Origin of the sequence: Cellvibrio sp. KY-GH-1 (assembly GCF_008806975.1) — a bacterium.
Taxonomy (GTDB): Bacteria; Pseudomonadota; Gammaproteobacteria; order Pseudomonadales; family Cellvibrionaceae; genus Cellvibrio.
On sequence record NZ_CP031728.1, the window covers coordinates 2,427,335 to 2,442,490 of the forward strand.

Sequence of the window (15,156 nt, forward strand, 5' to 3'; positions counted from 1 at the left end):
AAACCGCTCAAAAGAGCGGCTTTTTAGCAGGTAAGATGCAGATGAATTAACGTCCGTTGCGCAGTTTTCTTCTGCTGAAGAACAATCCCACCAGGCCAACAAACAACATCAAAATCGGGTTGGATTCCACAACATTTGCACGCGCAGTGACAACCACATCATCCAAAAAATTACCAACCGTCGAATTATCGTAACTGGTAAACGTGATGGTACTGCTAGTGCCAGTGGCGACAAAACTGCCAGTGTATTGCTTCCAACTACCCACAACATGATCATTTAATATCGCCGCAAGACTGCCGGCACTAAAAGAAAACTGCTCACTGCTACTGGAGCGCGCGCTGTAAAAAAAGGACACATCGTAGGTTTGGCCAATCACAGTCGCGAAACTCTGGAAGATAGAAAACACTGTACCGTCAAAAGGATGAGCATTCAGCTCGGCGTGCTGGGTACCTTCAGGGGCCACTACACCACCAAAGTTATCCCAAATCTCGATGTTATCGCCGTCCCAGCCATTGACACTGGATGAAGAAAAATAGGCCCAGTTACCGGCTGCGACATTATTATCTTCAAAACCACCATTAACAATCAGGTTCGCCTGAGCACCCGTTGCCAATAACAACCCTGCCAACACACCTAAAATACGAATCGCAATTAATTTGGACATCATAAGCACCCTGTTGCTAATGTTATAGGGGACTAAGTCTCCCACTCATGACGTCAAAATCAGCAATTAACGCACCAGTTTGAAATTCCATCGATAAAACAAAGATATAGTGATAACTGCATCACAAAATAAACACAACAGTGTAAATAAAGCCGACACAAACCTACCGTCACCAAGGATTACGCCGTTGGGAGCGTCCAACCAAAGACAATTTCCGTTGGACGGCAGCGAGAGGGTCCAAGTACTTGAGCAACTACACCGGGACGGCCTATGCCGACTGACGAACAACTAATCCGGGCCGCACAGAGCGGCGATGGTCCGGCCTTTGAACAATTGCTGGGGAATTGCTATGACCAGCTATTCCGCTTCGCCTATCGCTGGTGTGGTAACCGCGCAGACGCCGAAGACGTAACCCAACTGGCCTGCCTTAAGTTGGCCCAGAGTATCCACCAATTTCGCTTTGAGGCCGCATTTAGTAGTTGGCTGTATCGATTGGTAATTAACTGCGCCAGGGACTGGCAGCGCAGTCAGCACCGACATCAGCATGATGACCTGGAATCGCTGACCGAAGAGACGCACTCAGATCAGAGTGCAGAAGCCGGCATTTACTTGCGTCAGGTGTTGCACTGGCTGGATTCGCTTGCCGAGGGTTTCAAAGAAACGGCCCTTTTGGTTCACGCCGAAGGCCTTAGTCATGCTGAGGCTGCGGCAGTTTTGCAAATAAAGGAATCCACTGTGTCCTGGCGCCTTCACGAAATTCGCAAACAGCTTCAGCAATTCCAACACGGTGATGGAAGCGGGGAGCTTGCCCTATGAAAAAGCAGGATATGAACGAACAAGATATGAACGAACATCAATTGCCAGAAGATCTGCAACAACAGTTGCAGCAACCTATACCTGCGGCAGATGCCAACACCAAAGCACGTCATATTGCTGCAGCTATGGCCGCGTTTAATGCACAGCAGGTACAAACTACTTCAGGCCCCCAGGAAAATCAGGCTAATGAAAACCTGGCAACAAACGCTGCGCAAAATAATTTGCAAAAAAAATCCAATATTCTCCAAGGATTTTTCCAGCGCCTGCGTCCTACCCGTGACATCAACCATCACGGGACCGACTCCATGAACAACGCCATAAACAACACCTCCAACAATTCCAGTTTTGATCACCGTCCGGTTTGGCAAAAACCCGCGCTGATTTCTGCAATTGCGGCCTCCAGCCTCGCCGTGGTGGCGGGCTTAACCTTAACCCAGCATTTTATGATCCACTCCAGCGAGCAACAGCTAGCCGACGCCATATCGATGGACGCAGCGCGAACACGTGAGCCACTGAACCTAGCTAGCGAACCAAAACTCGCCAAAGAAAAAATTCACGCGGAGCCAGCGGCGGACATGGTGGTTATGCAAGAGTCCGTAGAAGAAGTTGTGGTCAACGCCCCGCAACCTGCGGTGGCCATGCCCGCCCCCATGAACGATAAATTTTCAGGTCAGGAAGCAGAGTTATCCAAATCAATTCACGCTGGACTTGCAGCCGCGCCCGCATTGAAACGCGAAGCCAGCGCAGATATGAGTGCGCAGCCGGCACAAGAATTTCGTGATCGTTTTGAAGATTTCAAAGAAAATTCAGTGACTGCAGTAAGCGCCAATCCGGTATCTACCTTTTCCATTGATGTGGACACAGCATCTTACAGTTTTGCGCGGCGCATGTTGAACGCAGGCCAATTGCCGGCGAAAGATGCGGTGCGCACCGAAGAGATGATCAATTATTTTGATTATGCCTACCCTGCCCCGCGCGATAAAAAAACACCTTTCGCCACCCATGTCAGTGTAATGGATTCGCCTTGGAAAAAAGGCAATCAACTCATTCACATCGGCATTCAAGGTTATCAATTACCAGCCAGTGAGATTCCGCAATCCAACCTGGTGTTTTTACTGGATGTATCCGGCTCTATGGACGAACCGAGTAAGTTGCCGTTAGTAAAACAATCCATGAGTTTATTGTTGGATACACTGAAACCCGACGACACCATTGCAATTGCGGTTTACGCAGGAGCTGCGGGTACGGTATTGGAACCAACAAAAGTCAAAGAGAAAACCAAAATTCTCGCCGCATTAAATAATTTGCAAGCGGGTGGCAGCACTGCCGGTGCGGAAGGTATTGCCCTCGCTTACCAATTGGCGGAAGCCAACTTTAATGCGAAAGGTGTAAATCGTATTATCCTCGCCACCGACGGTGATTTTAATGTCGGTCAAACCAGCGATGACGCACTGCAAGATTTAATTGAGCGCAAACGTGACAAGGGAATTTATTTATCGGTACTGGGCTTTGGTCAAGGCAACTACCAGGACGCCATGATGCAAACTCTGGCGCAAAATGGAAACGGCACCGCTGCTTATATCGATACGCTCAGCGAAGCACAAAAAGTGCTGGTGAATGAAGCCACCTCAACCTTATTTCCTATCGCGAAGGATGTAAAAATCCAGGTGGAATTTAACCCGGCCACCGTTGCTGAATATCGCCTGATTGGCTACGAGACGCGCACATTAAATCGCGAGGATTTTAACAACGACAAAGTCGATGCCGGAGAAATTGGTGCAGGCCATAAAGTGACTGCAATTTATGAAATCACGCCCGTAAGTGCCAATAATAAATTGCTGGAACCAAGCCGTTATCAAACCCCAAAAGTGGTAGACAGCAAAACGAATGAATTAGCATTCCTGCGCTTGCGCTACAAATTGCCGAACGAAAACCAATCAAAATTGATAGAAACACCGATCACCAATCAATTGCCGGAAGCAAAGCCCGGATATCAACAAGAAATAAACTTTTCCGTTGCGGTTGCCGGCTTTGCCCAATTGTTACGCGGCAGCAATTACCTTGGCGATTATAGTTACGACAAGGTGATTGAGTTGGCGCAAGCCAACAAAGGGAAGGATGAGTATGGATATCGCACTGAATTTATCCAACTGGTACGCAAAGCAAAAATTGCCCAGCCGTAAATCCATATAAGCCTAAAAAAGCGCGCTGCTTCACACGGAAGTAGCGCGTTGGGTGTTTTCCTGCCACAAGTATGCGGATTGAAATGCGTACTTATAAAGCGCCAGGTATTGGAAAAAGATAAATGGTAAAAAAAATACCAAAATCACGGCAAAAGAAATCTGTGATGCTTCGTCCATATCCGGCTCAAGGAATTGCATAGCCGTATAAAACAAATCCCACAGAAATACAACCGGAATAAAAAACCGCCAAAACAGAATCAAAAATATTTTCTTTTGATAGGCCAGACCGAAAATTCCAGAAAGTACAAAGATATAAATAACGCAATCTACCGTTTCCTGCCAACCAATTGACTCCACATCAAAAAGATTGCCGTAAATAAATAGACACTGGAGCGTCAAAAGCACCCAAAAGTATATTTTCCAACCCAACATTTTACGCGGAGCCTGGATCACAGGCTCCAGGTTGGATTCTGGTGCGTCATAGGGATTATTGGTTGGCATTGGGTGCGCCGCTACCGCCGCGACACTCCGGGTTGCGCACACGGTCAGGCATAGAACCACCTAAACAATCCCATTCAATCTGCGCGTCAACTTTTTTCGGTGTCCAGATAATAGTCGGCGACTTTTCGCCGCCAACTGACGTATTGAATGTGACGATCATTTGCGCCCCCTCACTCAACCGAATAGATTTTACGTGTTGGCTGCTGACATTCTCGGGAAGCCCTGCGAGAATATTTTCACTGGGAAGAAAATCTTTTTCCAAAATGACTTTTTCTACCTGCGCGCGCGTTTTATCTATTAACGGCATTGCCGCGCTCATTTTGGCTCTTGCTGTGTAATCCTGATACGCAGGTAATGCAACAGCGGCAAGAACTCCGATAAACATAACAAAGAAAATAACTCCAACAACCAGCGCTACTGCCATACCTGCGCCACCACTGGTGACTTGCCCATATTTACGCTCCCAGCGCTCACGCGGGGTAAACCAAAATACCAGTGCCTCAATAAACGCAATTAAGCCGGGAATGCCCGTAATGGCAAATAGCAAATAAAAAACACCCCACCACTGGCCCAAATAAAAACGATGTACGCCCAAACCACCTAGAAAAAATGCCAGAAAGCCTGCGGCAACTTTGCTCTTACTACTGAAACGCGGCTGTTGCGCATAACACTGGGGGCAAGTGGCAACGCCAGCATGAAGGGGCGCGGCGCATTTAAAACAAAAATGGGTGGATGCATTCACATTCGCTTGAGGGGTATCGTACGGCGACGAATGCAAAGCAGTTTCCACCGACGGCGCTGGTGCCACAGTAAATTCCGGTGCAGTTTCTACAGGTGCAACACTTAATGCTGTTGGAGTGGCCGCGGTACTAAGTGCGTCATCCGGAAATAATTGTTCGCCCTGCTCCAGTAATTCACATTGACCGCCGGCTTTGGCGATCGCGGCTTGGTATTTTTTTGCAGTTAACTGATCGACATTGGCTTTGATCAGGCTGCGCGATTTACGCAACATCTTTTCAATAGTGGGAACTTCTTTTTTAAACAGCGCAGCGAGATTGCGCACCAGTGTGGGCCGATCAATCCCGGGTTGGGGTTCACCGATTAGGTAGATGTCCCATTTAATATCTGACATGAAGCTGATCCTTGGTGCTATGTGTTCTTGTATTTCCAAGAAATTTAATGAGAGGAATGCAGCCCACTGCTGTCAGGGCAAGAGCGGGCTACTTATTTGCTAGCGCGACATGCTAGCTTTTGTAAGGAAGGTTTCCAAGGTAATCTTTTTTACCCAGATCTACGCCGTTGTGACGCAAAATCGCGTAGGCAGTCGTGGTGTGAAAATAAATATTAGGAATAGCGTGCTGAATCGCAAACTCATAGCCAGTAAGATACTTACCTTCCCAGCGCGGCTGGCTGATATGACGCTCCGCAGCATCAGCAAAATCTGCCGGGGTAATGCTGGCTAGATAATCCAATACCGACTGGATACGCGCTTTTAATTCCGGCAAGGTAGTTTCAGTATCCGGATGCACCGGCACAGAGTCGGTTTTCCCCGTCAAACGTGCCACACCTAACTTGGCGGTATCGCAGGCGATTTGCACCTGGCGAATCAAATTAAACTGGTCCGGCGCCAAACGTGAGTTGAGCAGTACGCTCACATCAAACTTTTTTGCTTCGGCGTAAGCAGCGCCTTTATCCAGAAAGTGGCTGAGGTTGTTGAGCATTTTGCTGAATTGCACAACCGTGAGATCGTAGAACATGGTCCTATCCTCCAAAATTTAACGCAAATTTACATAGCGCGGGTTAGTACCCCAAAATCCCGCAAATGACGGGAATTATTCAAGGTTCAAGCGATTTGGGGCTAGCCCTAAAGGTATTCAATGGCTCCTTATAAAAATCAGTGGGTTGCGCCGGATTATTTTCTGACTTTATAGTCCAGCCTCAATGACAGAGGACAAATCGCCCAATGCCACACAACATCAGCTTGATTACCACTATCGTCGCGGGTCTGGGATTGGCCATGATCCTCGGCTTCCTTGTCACACGCCTGCGCATGCCGCCACTGGTTGGCTATTTGATCGCGGGCATAATTGTTGGCCCTTACACACCCGGTTTTGTGGCGGATATGGAGCTGACCGCCCAACTGGCGGAAATCGGGGTAATGCTGCTGATGTTTGGTGTCGGCCTGCATTTCTCAATCAACGACCTGCTCGCAGTCAAGCGCATCGCCATCCCCGGTGCCATAGTGCAAATCACCGTAGCAACTGCACTGGGTGCCGGTGCCGGCCTTTGGTGGGACTGGAGTTTTGGTGAATCCCTGGTATTTGGACTGGCACTTTCAGTAGCCAGTACTGTAGTGCTGCTCAAAGCACTTGAGGCACGTGGGGTGATCGACAGTATTAACGGCAAGATCGCCGTGGGCTGGCTAGTGGTAGAAGACCTGGTAATGGTGACGGTACTGGTACTCCTGCCAGCATTTGCAGTGTTGCTTGGCGGCCACAGCGCCGCTGAGGGCCATGAGCCAGTGAGCGATAGCATCAGCCTCACGGTGCTAATCACCATCGGCAAAGTAATTGCGTTTATTGCCTTTATGTTGATCGTGGGTAAACGCGTACTCCCAAAATTATTGTGGTGGGTGGCGGGTACAGGTTCACGTGAACTCTTCAGCCTCTGCGTCATCGCCACGGCCGTGGGAGTAGCCTATGGTTCAGCAGCCTTATTCGATGTTTCTTTTGCTTTGGGAGCTTTTTTTGCGGGCATGATGCTGCGCGAATCTGAATTTAGCCATCGCGCTGCCGACGATTCACTGCCGCTGCGCGATGCGTTTGCCGTATTGTTTTTTGTCTCGGTCGGCATGTTGTTTGATTTCCATATCGTTGTTAATGAACCATTCAAAGTGCTCGCAGTAGTTGCCATTATTATGTTTGGTAAAACTATAGTAGCGGTCGCGCTAGTGTTGATGTTCCGTTATCCGCTTAACACCGCATTAACTGTTGGCGCCAGCCTGGCGCAAATTGGTGAATTCTCCTTTATTCTCGCAGGCTTAAGCATGAGCCTTGGGCTGATGGATGCTACCGGGCAGAATCTAATCCTCGCCGGTGCTCTTGCATCCATCGCACTGAATTCGGTGATGTTTGCCAGCCTGGAACCCTTGCAGCGCTGGGCCAAAAAGCATTCTGCTTTCGCACGTCAACTAGAGATGAACGCCGACCCACTGGCGGTATTACCCATGAACACCAGCGAAGCCTTTCTTTCCGGGCATATCGTATTGGTCGGCTACGGCCGCGTTGGTCGTCGGATTGCAGCGATATTGGATGAACAACAAATTCCTTACGTGGTTGTCGATAGCAATCGCGAGATTGTTGAGCAGCTGCGCGCAATAAATATTCCTGCCGTTTGTGGGGATGCCGCCGATCCCAAGGTGTTGATACAAGCCCATATTGCACACGCAGGCATGCTGGTTGCCGCTACCTCCAATACGTTTCATGTACGTCAAATGATTGATACAGCGCGTCAACTGAATTCGAGCATTGAAACCGTTATTCGCACGCACAATGAAGAAGAAGCCAAGCTGTGGGTAAAAGAAAATATCGGCAAAATTTTCCTGAGCGAACAACAACTCGCCCGTGGCATGGCCACGCATGTGTTGTACAGGATGGGGAAATCATTCAACGAATCACACGCGCATTAACGGGAGTGGCCATTGCGTTACAAAAAAGTTAACAGGGAACACTAAAAAGGGCTGATCATTTCAGCCCTTTTTAGTGTGAGCAAAAGCCATAAGCAATTTATTACTGTGCACTTTGTGCATCAATTGCGTCATCCACTTCTGTGGGCGATAAAATTTTGGGCGAAGGATTACTGAATGGATCAGCACTTTTCATCAAGCTATTACTATCAATTCCAACCCCGCTACCCAGTGCATCAGCTACCGCTTTTTTCAGCACGATAATCGCAATGCGGCGATTAATCGGTTCATTAGGTTTATCAACCAATAGCGGCGCAGCAGAACCCATACCCTGTACAGTAGCAACTTTGGCCTCGGGGTAGGTTCCTTCCAACAACGCGCGCCGCGCGGCGTTGGCGCGGTCTGCCGACAACTCCCAGTTAGTGTAGGTTGCACCTGCACCGTAGGGCGTTGAATCTGTGTGGCCGGTGATGCTAATTTTGTTTTGCACCTTATTCAGAATAGGGGCAAGCGCATGCAGTACATCAGATGACCAAGGTTGTAGATTTGCGCTACCCACGTCGAACATGGGGCGCTGATCTTTATCCACGATTTGAATACGCAAACCCAGTGCAGTGAAGTCGATAAGAATTTGGTCTTTGATTTGTTGGAACACCGAATCCAGTGAATTAATTTCGGTTTCCAATTGTTTTTTCAACTCTTCCAATTGCTGGGTTTCAATTTTTTCCATTTCCTTTTTGATTTGATCTTCCGACATATCCTTGTCTTGATCTTTATTAGCCTCTTTATCACTAGCTTGATCGTTGTCGGGTTGATCGGATTGGGATTGCTTGAGGGGCTGATCCTGACTGATCAGCCCCAGGTCTGCACCACCTTCACCGACCACATATTCGCTACCCGGGTCCTGAAAATATCCGGCAATGGCTTTTTGCTCTTCAGTGGAGGTACTGCCCAAGAGCCACATTAACAAAAAGAAGGCCATCATCGCCGTCATAAAATCGGCGAGTGCCACTTTCCAGGAACCACCATGGTGTCCATGGCCGTGGCCCTTTTTTTTCTTGATGATTATGGGTTGTTGCGTTGCGCCCTTTTCCATCACTCAAGCCCTTATTTCTTGCTTGCGCGATATTGTTCTTCCAACTCTTTGAAAGTAGGACGAACGCTGTGGAACAACACTTTACGACCGAACTCAACAGCGACTTGCGGAGGAACACCGTTCATGGACGCAACCAACACCGCTTTAATACACTCATACGCACGCGATTCATCGCGCAGCTTGTGATTCAAATAACTAGCGAAGGGGCCGATGATGCCGTAGGCAAACAAAATACCCATCAAGGTCCCCACCAATGCTGCCGCCACCGAGTGCCCCAATTCTGCAGGTGGGCCACCGATCTTACCCATGGTGATTACCACCCCCAGTACCGCCGCAACGATACCGAATCCGGGTAAACCGTCGGCTGCGTTTTGAATCGCCCCCGGCACCAACGATGCCTCCTGGTGATGTCCGTCCAATTCCTGTTCCATCAACGACTCCAGTTCATGGGGCGCCATATTGCCCGCCACCATAATGCGCAGATAGTCGCAGATAAACTCAACGATATGATGGTCTTTCAGAATGTCAGGATAATTCGCAAATATCGGGCTGGAGTCGGGTTCCTCGATATCACCCTCGATGGCCATTAAACCTTCCCGGCGTGTCTTGTTGAGAATGTCATAGAGCAGGGTCAGCATTTCCAGGTAAAAGGACTTTTTAAACTTGGAAGGTGTCATGAGTGCGCCGGCCGATTTCACCACACCGATACTTACGGAGAGCGGGTTTGCAACAATCATCCCCCCCAGTGATGCGCCGCAAATAATCAGAATTTCCGTCGGCTGCCAGATTGCCAGCAAATTACCGCCGTGCAGTATGAATCCGCCGAGCATACAAGCGAAGAGGACGATGATCCCCAAAATAATATTCACGCAAACCCCCAGCGCAGCATAACCGCTTCAAAAAGCGGCAAAAATGTCTAATTATCAAACAATGGAATAAGCGCCAGTCAACCAGCACGAATTGAGTATAGGCAGGATGATTTGAGGTTCAAGGAAGCAAAGACGTTAAGCGCGCAGAATTTACCAAATTTGACCGAGGCCAGCTGATCGCGGACACTGTCCGCCTTTTGCAAACTTGATCAGCTATTTGAAAAGTGAGTTACGGAGCCACTCTATGAAACCTGAAGACCTTTCCCCGGAGCAACAACAAGCATTGGAAGCAGCCACCTTCCGTCGTTTACTCGCGCACCTGGATAGCCGCAAAGATGTACAGAATATTGACCTGATGAACCTTGCCGGCTTTTGTCGCAATTGTCTCAGCAAATGGTATGTCGCCGCCGCCGAAGAGGGAGACATCCAATTAGATTACGAATCTGTACGTGCCCGCGTCTATGGTATGCCCTACCCGGAATGGAAAGATAAATACCAACTGGAAGCTACCAGCGCACAGCTCAATAGCTTCCAGCAAATAATGGACAAGAAAGACTAGCTAAAGTTGTTCGGGAGTAATATCGCGCGATGCCTGTAAATCCAGAGCACCGCTGGCGATTAACGCCGGTAATTTGCCTTCTTGCAACGGATTTTCGGCTGGCGCATCACTCAAACGACTATTGAATCCAACCCAACAATCGCGCCCGGCCTTTTTAGCAACATAAAGGGCGCGGTCAGCGATATTGACTACCTGCTCCCAGCTCAACGCGTCCGGCTCTTGTTGATAGAACGGATAAATTGCGAATCCCAAGGATACGGTTTTATGCAAATGAATGCCGTCGCCAATATCAAACGAATAATTGGTTACCGCCTGACGAATGCGCTCAGCCATTTCCGGCGCCTCTGCTCGCGAGCAAAAGCGCGCCACAATTAAAAATTCTTCCCCACCCCAGCGCACCAAATAATCTGAATCGCGCAATGCCTCTTCCAATAGACGGCTGAGTTGATCGAGCACCTTGTCCCCAGCCGCATGGCCATAGGTATCATTTACTGTTTTAAAATGATCCACGTCCAACAACAGAAAAATCAGATCATGATCACGCGGTGGTGGCCAGAAAATGGAATCTTCACTGCGCCCATGATTTGAATCATGCCAATTTTTATATTCGCGATCGACCAATGCCAAATCAACACCAATCGATTTGTTAAGGAACCGGCGGTTGTGCAATCCCGTTAACGGATCGGACAAACTCGCCTCCTCCAACTTGCGATAAGCGATTTGTAATTCCTGTTGTGCTTGCCGCAACCCTTCATTTTTCTTGCGCAACTCTTCCGTGCGCTCAGCCACTTTTTTATCAAGATACTGAGTAGCACTATAAAGTTGAAGATGCGTATCTACGCGCGCGAGCAACTCTTCTTTTGAAATTGGCTTACTGAGGTAGTCATTCGCGCCCACTTCAAAACCCATTACCAAATCATGGGTCTGATTGCGCGCCGTGAGAAAAATAATTGGCAATTCATAAGCACGATAGGATTCCCGTAACCGCTTACAGGTTTCATAGCCGGACATCTTCGGCATCATGATATCCAGCAACACCAAATCTACATCGCCGAGCTGCTCAACTAATGCGATCGCTTCTTCGCCACTGGAGGCCTCCGTGACACGGAAATTACGTAAGGCCAAATGACTGACAAGTACCCTGCGATTTATCGAGTCATCATCGACCACGAGAATGTGGCCTTGATAAGTTGCATCATCGGTTCGCACCTGAGAATCGGGCTGGTCCAAGACGATTTGTTCTACCAGCTCTGCCGAGGCCTCGGGTGTACTGAGTTCTAGCGATTCGCCCGGCAACTCTAATGACATAGGAAGCATTACACTAAAAACCGACCCCTGCTCCGGGGTCGACTCTACGCTAATAGTCCCGCCATGCAGCTCCACTAATTGTTTGGTGATCGACAGGCCCAAACCTGTACCGCCGTATGCGCGTTCAATGCGACTATCAACCTGATGAAAAGCCTGAAAGATGTCAGACAAATGTTCGCTGGGAATCCCAATGCCCGTATCTGCAATTTGTACGCGAATCTGGTCATCTTTTACTTCGGCAAAAACGTTAACACTACCCTCGTGAGTAAACTTAACCGCGTTGCCAATTAGATTATGCAAAATTTGTAGCAAGCGATCTTCATCGGCGTAAATCGCTGGCAAATCACTGGGAATATAATTGTTAAGTTGAATTTTTTTAACACCGACCAGCGGCCTGGATAGCGTAATTACCACATCAACCAAAACACGCAAGTCAATTGGCTTTTTGTGTAAGGCAATGCTCTGGTTTTTTAATTTTGAAAAATCGAGGATGTCGTTTACCAACGCCGAAAGTCGTTGGCCACTTGCCGCAATCAACCGCAAGCTGTACTGGGCTTGTGAAGGAAGCTGCCCGCTTGCACCATCGAGCAAGGATTCGGCTAAACCAATAATGCCATTCAATGGCGTGCGCAACTCGTGTGAAGTATTTGCAAGGAATTCGTCTTTTAGTTTATCCACTTGTTGCAAACGGCGAACCAACGAGCGCTCTTGCTCTACTTGTTGTCGCTCGTAACGCAACCGCATGCGCTGAATACGTAAAAACCAGAGCAATAGCAGCAACGCGAACAACGCGTAAAGAATATAAGCCCAACCGCTGCGCCAGGGAGGTGGCGACACATGGATCGTCAGACGCGCGCGTTTATCACTCCAAATACCGTCGTTATTCGCGGCCGTAACTTCAAAAATATAGGTGCCTGCATCCAGGTTAGTGTAGGTTGCCGTGCGCTTGTTACCGGCCTGAATCCAATCTGCATCAAATCCAATTAGTCGGTAAGCATATTGGTTTTCTTCGCTCATTTGAAAATTGAGCGCCGCAAATTGGAACGTAATAACTGAATCTTGATGCGTTAAGTGAATTTCCCCCGTGCGATTAAGGGACTTGTTCAAGAGTGAGTTGTCGGGCCCCACTTCCACGGGTTTATTCAACACAAACAGGTCAGTGAGCACGACTGAAGGACGAATTTGATTTGTACTGATAGCCGCGGGGTCAAAGGTCACAAAACCTTTGCTGTTGCCAAAAAATAATTTGCCTGAATTTAATTTCACCGGCGCGTTGCGGTTAAACAGGTTATCGCCGAGCCCGTGGCGCTTATCGAAGTTGCGAAACTGTTTGTTAGTGTAATCAAAGCGCGACAACCCTTTTTGCGTTCCGAGCCAGATGTATCCCTGATCATCTTCGATAATCCCAGCGATTACGTCATCGACTAACCCATCTTTGCTGGTGAGCGTGGTAAATTTTCCAGTATCGCGATCCAACAACCCCAAACCACCTCCGTCACCGCCTACCCAAAAATTTCCGCGACTATCTTCATAGAGGACGAATACAAAATCAGTACCCAAGCTGGAGAGGTCGCCATCTTGATGACGATAGCGTTTAACAAATTGCTCGCTGACCGGATCAAACAAATATAGGCCTGTGATAGTGCCTACCCATACACGATTTTGACGATCAACATACACAACGCGAGAATAGAGTACCTGTGCACCATCCAACATTTCCGACGGCGGCAAGTAATAGCGAAACTTTCCCGTGCGCGGATCGAAGCGATTCAAACCCTCTTCGGTTGCAATCCAGAGATAACCCTGATTGTCGCGCGCCACTGACCAAGGCTCGCGCCCGCGAATGGCATCCGGGTTGTTTTTATCAGGCAAGTAATGGGTAAATTTACCGGTAACCAAATCCAGTCGGTTTAACCCTCCGGCAAGAATTCCAAGCCAAAGCGAGTGAGTGGATTCATCCTGTGCCAGCGATAACACAGTGTTGCCATTCAATCCCTGCTGGTTGTTGGGATCGTATTGATAGCGAGTAAACTGTTCGGTGATGGGGTCGAAATGGTTCAACCCATAACCTGCGCCAATCCAAAGCTTGCCCGCCGCATCCTTAACCGCAGAAAGCACCCCGCCCTCGGTGATTGAATTTGGGTTACCAGCGCGATATCGGTAATTATTAAAGACAGACGCGTGACGATCGACCACGTCAACGCCAGACGGAAAAAAGCCGAGCCAAATGTCTCCGGCTGCATCTTCAAACAGCTCGTTGACTACGTAGTTGCCGGGAGACCCCTGCTCGGATTCGTCGTAACTAAAGCGCGCAAAATGAGTTGTACCCGGTGCGCGAACGTAGACTGCACTGCCATCACCGATCCACAAGTTATGTTGGCGATCTTCCAGTACCGACCAGACCACCGCACTTTTCTCAAGGGTGTCGTGTTTGACTGCTACAAAGCGCTCACGTGCTGTGTCCAGCATAAACAGGCCACCACCATAACTGCCTGCCCAAAGGTTATTTGCAGAATCTACGTGGAGCTCACGAACGTCCAGAAACATCAGACCTTCGTCTTTGCCGTAAGCTCGCATGGTTTCTGATGCAGGATCAAAGCGGATCACCCCGCGCTTTTGGTGCCCGAGCCAGAGCATGCCTTGATTGTCTTTCACCAGGGCGTACACCCAATCGTCTTGGGCATCACCACCAAAGGAATAGCCTTTGAATTGCTGCTGCTGGACATCAAACCGAAAAAAGCCGCCTTGTGTTCCCAACCACAACAAGCCATCGCCGGTTTGCTCTATCTCCATAATGTTATCGGCGTTTACTGCTGTTTGTGCGTCGTGATGCACCTCAAAACGCGTAAAACTATCCGCATCTGCGTCATAGCGGTTAATGCCTTTGCGCGTGGCAATCCAGAGGTTGCCGTCAGCATCCAGGAAAATATCGTTGACGTAACTGTGGCTGAGGCTGCGAGAGTTATCGTCCTCCTTGCGATAGATTCGCACCTGATAACCGTCATAGCGAGCAAGCCCATTCGCCCCGCCAAACCACATAAAACCGTCGGCATCCTGAGCAATTGAATTGATATAGCCGATAGCGGCTACCTGATCGGGGAGTACGTGACTAAATGAATAATGCGGAGTGCTAACGTCTGCGTTTGCCGGCTTCGCGCTTACCCAAGCTGGCACCATCAGCAAAACCACCAAGTTAGCCAACTGGACCCGGCGGAAGATTCCCCCATATAGGGAGAGCACAATAAACATCCAAAAGCTCTGCGAACTCACACGATATTCCTGTATTGCTCTGGTCGATCAACCAGATTAACGGGGCGCAGAGTTAGTCTCGCGCTCCAACTAGCTTAGCCCAGCCGATGAGGGGCGCAATTTTAATCAACACAATCCATTGAGCAAGGGAAGTGCGCAACACTCGGCGCCACTTGCACAACGAAATAAGCCAATGAGAGCAAATACAACCGGGGAAATTTAATAG

11 protein-coding genes are annotated in these 15,156 nt (G+C 48.9%); 4 read left to right on the plus strand and 7 right to left on the minus strand.

Features of this window, described 5'->3' with window-relative positions:
- Positions 1–46: 46 nt before the first annotated feature.
- Entirely contained in the window at positions 47–667 is a 621-nt protein-coding gene (locus D0C16_RS10590) for a DUF642 domain-containing protein (RefSeq protein WP_225318981.1), read from the minus strand.
- Between the two features lie 267 nt (positions 668–934).
- Here D0C16_RS10590 and D0C16_RS10595 point away from each other — a divergent pair, with 267 nt between their 5' ends.
- Positions 935–1,480 (plus strand): RNA polymerase sigma factor, encoded by a 546-nt coding sequence (locus D0C16_RS10595; protein ID WP_151032357.1) that lies wholly within the window; start codon positions 935–937, stop codon positions 1,478–1,480.
- Entirely contained in the window at positions 1,477–3,663 is a 2,187-nt protein-coding gene (locus D0C16_RS10600) for a VWA domain-containing protein (protein WP_225318982.1), read from the plus strand. Before D0C16_RS10595 ends, D0C16_RS10600 begins: the two co-directional genes overlap by 4 nt.
- A 30-nt stretch (positions 3,664–3,693) precedes the next feature.
- Here D0C16_RS10600 and D0C16_RS10605 read toward each other — a convergent pair whose 3' ends face one another.
- The 3 genes from D0C16_RS10605 to D0C16_RS10615 all read right to left on the minus strand — a co-directional run bounded on the left by D0C16_RS10605 (position 3,694) and on the right by D0C16_RS10615 (position 5,921).
- Positions 3,694–4,164 (minus strand): hypothetical protein, encoded by a 471-nt coding sequence (locus D0C16_RS10605; protein WP_151032358.1) that lies wholly within the window; start codon positions 4,162–4,164, stop codon positions 3,694–3,696.
- Positions 4,151–5,296: an NINE protein gene (locus tag D0C16_RS10610; RefSeq protein ID WP_151032359.1), complete on the minus strand. Its 1,146-nt coding sequence runs from the start codon at positions 5,294–5,296 to the stop codon at positions 4,151–4,153. Before D0C16_RS10610 ends, D0C16_RS10605 begins: the two co-directional genes overlap by 14 nt.
- A 112-nt stretch (positions 5,297–5,408) precedes the next feature.
- Positions 5,409–5,921: a DUF1993 family protein gene (locus D0C16_RS10615; RefSeq protein ID WP_151032360.1), complete on the minus strand. Its 513-nt coding sequence runs from the start codon at positions 5,919–5,921 to the stop codon at positions 5,409–5,411.
- Between the two features lie 206 nt (positions 5,922–6,127).
- On the opposite strand from D0C16_RS10615, the gene ybaL reads away from it, so the two are divergent.
- Positions 6,128–7,852, plus strand: coding sequence for a YbaL family putative K(+) efflux transporter (gene ybaL, locus D0C16_RS10620; protein ID WP_151032361.1), 1,725 nt, complete (start codon positions 6,128–6,130; stop codon positions 7,850–7,852).
- A gap of 100 nt (positions 7,853–7,952) precedes the next feature.
- Here ybaL and motB read toward each other — a convergent pair whose 3' ends face one another.
- Positions 7,953–8,945 (minus strand): flagellar motor protein MotB, encoded by a 993-nt coding sequence (motB, locus tag D0C16_RS10625; protein ID WP_151032362.1) that lies wholly within the window; start codon positions 8,943–8,945, stop codon positions 7,953–7,955.
- Between the two features lie 11 nt (positions 8,946–8,956).
- Positions 8,957–9,814, minus strand: coding sequence for a flagellar motor stator protein MotA (motA, locus tag D0C16_RS10630; protein ID WP_151032363.1), 858 nt, complete (start codon positions 9,812–9,814; stop codon positions 8,957–8,959).
- A gap of 244 nt (positions 9,815–10,058) precedes the next feature.
- Here motA and D0C16_RS10635 point away from each other — a divergent pair, with 244 nt between their 5' ends.
- Positions 10,059–10,373 (plus strand): DUF1244 domain-containing protein, encoded by a 315-nt coding sequence (locus tag D0C16_RS10635; protein ID WP_151032364.1) that lies wholly within the window; start codon positions 10,059–10,061, stop codon positions 10,371–10,373.
- Here D0C16_RS10635 and D0C16_RS10640 read toward each other — a convergent pair whose 3' ends face one another.
- Positions 10,374–14,951: a two-component regulator propeller domain-containing protein gene (locus D0C16_RS10640; RefSeq protein ID WP_151032365.1), complete on the minus strand. Its 4,578-nt coding sequence runs from the start codon at positions 14,949–14,951 to the stop codon at positions 10,374–10,376. It abuts the gene before it with no gap.
- Between the last annotated feature and the right edge of the window lie 205 nt (positions 14,952–15,156).

Excerpts from the sequence above, each read along its gene's own strand:
- D0C16_RS10590 (WP_225318981.1), bottom strand. The coding sequence starts at position 667 with ATGATGTCCAAATTAATTGCGATTCGTATTTTAGGTGTGTTGGCAGGG.
- D0C16_RS10595 (WP_151032357.1), top strand. The coding sequence starts at position 935 with ATGCCGACTGACGAACAACTAATCCGGGCCGCACAGAGCGGCGATGGT.
- D0C16_RS10600 (WP_225318982.1), top strand. The coding sequence starts at position 1,477 with ATGAAAAAGCAGGATATGAACGAACAAGATATGAACGAACATCAATTG.
- D0C16_RS10605 (WP_151032358.1), bottom strand. The coding sequence starts at position 4,164 with ATGCCAACCAATAATCCCTATGACGCACCAGAATCCAACCTGGAGCCT.
- D0C16_RS10610 (WP_151032359.1), bottom strand. The coding sequence starts at position 5,296 with ATGTCAGATATTAAATGGGACATCTACCTAATCGGTGAACCCCAACCC.
- D0C16_RS10615 (WP_151032360.1), bottom strand. The coding sequence starts at position 5,921 with ATGTTCTACGATCTCACGGTTGTGCAATTCAGCAAAATGCTCAACAAC.
- ybaL (WP_151032361.1), top strand. The coding sequence starts at position 6,128 with ATGCCACACAACATCAGCTTGATTACCACTATCGTCGCGGGTCTGGGA.
- motB (WP_151032362.1), bottom strand. The coding sequence starts at position 8,945 with ATGGAAAAGGGCGCAACGCAACAACCCATAATCATCAAGAAAAAAAAG.
- D0C16_RS10635 (WP_151032364.1), top strand. The coding sequence starts at position 10,059 with ATGAAACCTGAAGACCTTTCCCCGGAGCAACAACAAGCATTGGAAGCA.